The organism is Microvirga tunisiensis (genome assembly GCF_009296175.1).
GTDB classification, from domain to species: domain Bacteria; phylum Pseudomonadota; class Alphaproteobacteria; order Rhizobiales; family Beijerinckiaceae; genus Microvirga; species Microvirga tunisiensis.
Genome location: NZ_VOSK01000489.1, coordinates 1 through 3,775 on the forward strand (window position 1 = coordinate 1; position 3,775 = coordinate 3,775).

Below are 3,775 nucleotides of genomic sequence, written 5' to 3' on the forward strand. Positions count from 1 at the left end.
AGCGGGGAGCAATGCGGGTGACGAGATCGTCCAACTGATCGGCCCAGCGGTGGGCCTCGCTTGCGTCTGTCATGGCGCGACACCTCCGTGTCTAAGACAACGCACAAGCCCCGGCTGTAGTACTAGGGCGAACGCGCCTCATCTCAGGCGGCATCAGCCAGTTCGTCCTCATCCGCCATGGGGCGAGCCGGCGCTGGCCGGGGCTTCGGAGAGCGCGGGCGGGACGGTTGCTTCTTCTTGCCCTTGGCGGGCTTCGCCTTGCCGTTCATGCCTCGCCACCAGCCCTGCCAGCTCCACGCACCGGGGCCCGTCAGGCCGTAGAAAAGCAGACCGGCCAGAACCCCGAGATGAGACAGAAATACCACCTGCTCGGCCTGGCGGTTCAGGCCGCCATAGTCCCAGAAGCGATGCAGGGTGCCTGTCGTCACTACTAGCGCCGCAATGAGAACGGAGGCGCTCAGACGCGGCGCGATCCCGAAAATCAGGGCCAGCGGCCCGAACACCTCGGCCAGAACGATCGCGGTCGCCACCACATCGCCATAGGGCATGCCCTTCAGGGTCAATGCGGCGGCAAGCCCGGAAATGTTCGAGAGGCGCCCGATGGCGACCGGCAGAAAGCAGCCTGCCAGCAGGAGGCGGTTCAGCAGCAGAATTCCATTGACGCCCGCGCTTCTGTCCTCGCCCATGCCTTCGCCCTCCAACTCGTCAGTTCCGGCGGCGCCGGGAATCGGCCGGCCGCCTGACGAGCATTTGAGACAGAGGTTCTTAACCCGTTCTTAGCAGCGGGCCAGGATTCACCGGTCTTCAGAGCCTGAGATTCCTTTCCCGGAGCATGGTCTCCCAGCGCAGGGTGTGGTCCACGATGGTGGCGAGATCGTCATGGCGCGGCTCCCATCCCAGCCTGGAGCGGATGCGGGACGGATCGGCCACGATCGTCGCCGGATCGCCGGCTCGCCGTGGCCCGATCCGCGCGTCCACCGATTTGCCGGAGACCTGTCGAACCGTCTCGATGACCTCGGACACGGAATAGCCGTGCCCGTAGCCGCAGTTCATGACGAGGCTCTCGCCACCCTCATCCAGATGGGTCAGGGCCTGCATGTGGGCCGCGATCAGATCGCTCACATGGATGTAGTCCCGGATGCAGGTGCCGTCCGGCGTCGGATAATCCGTGCCGAAGACTTCCATGTGCGATCGCATGCCGAGCGCCGTCTGGACCGCCACCTTGATCAGATGGGTGGCATTCGCCGTCGACTGGCCGTGGCGCATCAGCGGATCCGCCCCCGCCACGTTGAAGTAGCGCAGGACCACATAGCGCATGTCATGAGCCGCCGCGACATCGCGCAGCATCACCTCCGTCAGCTGCTTCGAGCTGCCGTAAGGTGACAGAGGTCCCAAAGGCGCATCCTCATCGATCGGCTTGTCGGAGGTGTCGCCGTAGACGGCGGCCGTCGACGAGAACACGAACTTCCGGATGCCCCCAGCAACGGCCGCCGCCATGAGGGAGCGGCTCTTGACGGTATTGTTCAGGTAATAGCCGAGCGGATCGGACACGGATTCCGGCACGATGAGCTTCGCGGCGAAATGGGCGATGGCATCGATCCGATGCTGCTGAAGCGTCCGAAGGACCAGCTCGTAATCGCCCACGTCGCCGACGACGAGAGGTACGCCGTCCGGAACCGACCAGCGGAAACCGGTCGACAGATTATCGAACACGACCGGCTTGTGGCCCGCGTCCAGCAGCGCCAGAACCATATGGCCGCCGATATACCCTGCCCCGCCTGTTACGAGAACGTTCATGGGATCTCCTGAAAAACCCTGCTCAACTTTTCGCCATGCTGGCTTTATTGGCTCTGAATTTCTAGATCAGTTTGATCCCAAGGGAAGGCCAGCGGGTCGATTTTGAAAGGATGCAGGATGGATGATCGCAAGGAATACTGGTGGGTTCATCATGACGGCACGGTTCAGCCGGCCGAGGTCGGCTTCGTCGGCGGAATTCCCATGAGCTTCAGGTTCATCGGAACGGCCGGCAGCATTGCCGCCGCATCGGCCGAACTGATCGAGCGCCTGCCTGCGCCTCCGACACCCGTCATCAGGCCTCATGTGCCCCAACCGCCGACCACCCAACCGCAGCGGAGAGGCTCCTGGCTGTGGTTCATCGGCATTCTCCTGCTGATCCTCGTCGCCCAATGCTCGGGACAGCTTTTCGATCTCCTCAAATGATCATACGCCCGCGCAACCTGATCCATTTGGATATTGGGGCATTACCAAAAGGCTTCCTCCCATTCGAGGTAGGCTTATACTTCAACAGCATTACACCTATTCATGACATCTGATTCATTAACTCGGAATTGCCCCACGAGTATAAAATAGATCCATTTCACTTTGCGTAATATGCCTATTTAATTCTGAGTAATCAAGCCGATACCGCAGAGGAAAACGCCCCGATGCTCATGACTTCAAGCGAGACGGAAGCCAATCCCGTCTCGAAGACCCGAATGGGTAACCTGCCCTTGTGGCAGTGTCGCTTTCTCAGATCTGTAGCGACGCGCATCTAAACACCGCCGCCCTGCTGGCGGCCGTCCCAGCAACAATCGGCTTTCGCAATGCGCGCACTGGAGAGGTTCCGGTGACGATGGCGCTCGCGATTGAGCTGACACGCACACATTTGGATTTGCAAGGACATTATCATGATCTTCAATGTCGATACGCCAACCGGCGATGCCACAAAAGATATGGCGGCCATCAATAGCGCTATCGCGGCCGCAAACGCGTATTATAAATCTCATCAATCGGAAGGTCAGGTCACGGTTCAGCTTGCCACCGGAACGTATATGGTGAGCGGTGACCCAACGAACCCTTCCAAGGGTGCAGTTGAGCTCATGTCGGGCGTTGCTCTTGTCGGCGCGGGCACACGCGATTCCACGATCAAGCTAGTTGATAATTTCAATGAAAGAATCAATGGCATCGTGCGGACAGAACTAGAGACCGTCGAGAATGTCTCGATGTCCAATCTCGTCATCGACGGCAATCGCGAAAACAATACTGGACACTAAGCAGGGTTCATCTGCGGCATCAAGGAGGACGGCACCGGCCGCACCCAGTCCGACATCACCATTGATAACGTAGAGGTGATGAATTGCACGGCCTATGGAATTAACCCGCACGAAGTCACACATAACCTAACGATCATGAATTCTGAGTCTCACAACAACGGACTTGATGGCTTCGTGGCGGATGCGGTTGTGGGTGGCCTTTACGAGAACAACATCGCCTACGACAACGATCGACACGGCTTCAACATTCAGAACGAAACGACGAATCTCGTTCTCAAGGATAACGAAGCCTACGGCAACGGCTACCTGTATATGTACCAGGGCGCTCTGGCCGGAGGCGCCGGACTCACCATCCAGCGCGGCAACATTCCTCCCGCGGGCTCGACGGAGATCCCCTGGGTGTCCGACATCGAGATCAGCGGCGGCTCCTATCATGACAACGGCAAGGAAGGCATCCTGGTCAAGCTGTCGGAGCAGATCACCATCACGGACGTCGACATCTACGGCAATGAGCGCCAAGGCGTTAAGATCGAGGGATCGACCGATGTGACGGTTCAGGACAGCCGTATCTCCAACAACTCGCAGGAACTCGACGGTAATACCAAGTCTTGGTGATCAGAACCCGTGTGCCCAGTCGCGCAGGCCGATCGACATGATGGTCCACGGCTGCTCGGTGAGCTTGTTCCACGCCGCGCAGCAGTGATCGAGAATGTCCGTGTAGG

5 protein-coding genes are annotated in these 3,775 nt (G+C 59.3%); 3 read left to right on the forward strand and 2 right to left on the reverse strand.

The annotated features are described in order from the left end of the window. Window positions 1-143: 143 nt before the first annotated feature. Together FS320_RS39880 and galE are read right to left on the reverse strand one after the other, a co-directional pair. Entirely contained in the window at window positions 144-686 is a 543-nt protein-coding gene (locus FS320_RS39880; RefSeq protein ID WP_152717963.1) for a DoxX family protein, read from the reverse strand. A 118-nt stretch (window positions 687-804) separates the two neighbouring features. After that, window positions 805-1,797: a UDP-glucose 4-epimerase GalE gene (galE, locus tag FS320_RS39885; RefSeq protein WP_152717965.1), complete on the reverse strand. Its 993-nt coding sequence runs from the start codon at window positions 1,795-1,797 to the stop codon at window positions 805-807. A gap of 117 nt (window positions 1,798-1,914) precedes the next feature. On the opposite strand from galE, the gene FS320_RS39890 reads away from it, so the two are divergent. The 3 genes from FS320_RS39890 to FS320_RS50490 all read left to right on the forward strand — a co-directional run bounded on the left by FS320_RS39890 (window position 1,915) and on the right by FS320_RS50490 (window position 3,668). Next, a complete protein-coding gene (locus FS320_RS39890; protein ID WP_152717967.1) occupies window positions 1,915-2,220 on the forward strand; it encodes a hypothetical protein in 306 nt (101 codons plus the stop codon). 467 nt (window positions 2,221-2,687) lie between these two features. Beyond that, window positions 2,688-3,053 (forward strand): glycosyl hydrolase family 28-related protein, encoded by a 366-nt coding sequence (locus FS320_RS39895; protein ID WP_152717969.1) that lies wholly within the window; start codon window positions 2,688-2,690, stop codon window positions 3,051-3,053. Window positions 3,054-3,071: 18 nt separating this feature from the next. Beyond that, window positions 3,072-3,668, forward strand: coding sequence for a right-handed parallel beta-helix repeat-containing protein (locus FS320_RS50490; protein WP_338105673.1), 597 nt, complete (start codon window positions 3,072-3,074; stop codon window positions 3,666-3,668). Window positions 3,669-3,775: the final 107 nt, after the last annotated feature.

Excerpts from the sequence above, each read along its gene's own strand:
- galE (WP_152717965.1), bottom strand. The coding sequence starts at position 1,797 with ATGAACGTTCTCGTAACAGGCGGGGCAGGGTATATCGGCGGCCATATG.
- FS320_RS39890 (WP_152717967.1), top strand. The coding sequence starts at position 1,915 with ATGGATGATCGCAAGGAATACTGGTGGGTTCATCATGACGGCACGGTT.
- FS320_RS39895 (WP_152717969.1), top strand. The coding sequence starts at position 2,688 with ATGATCTTCAATGTCGATACGCCAACCGGCGATGCCACAAAAGATATG.
- FS320_RS39880 (WP_152717963.1), bottom strand. The coding sequence starts at position 686 with ATGGGCGAGGACAGAAGCGCGGGCGTCAATGGAATTCTGCTGCTGAAC.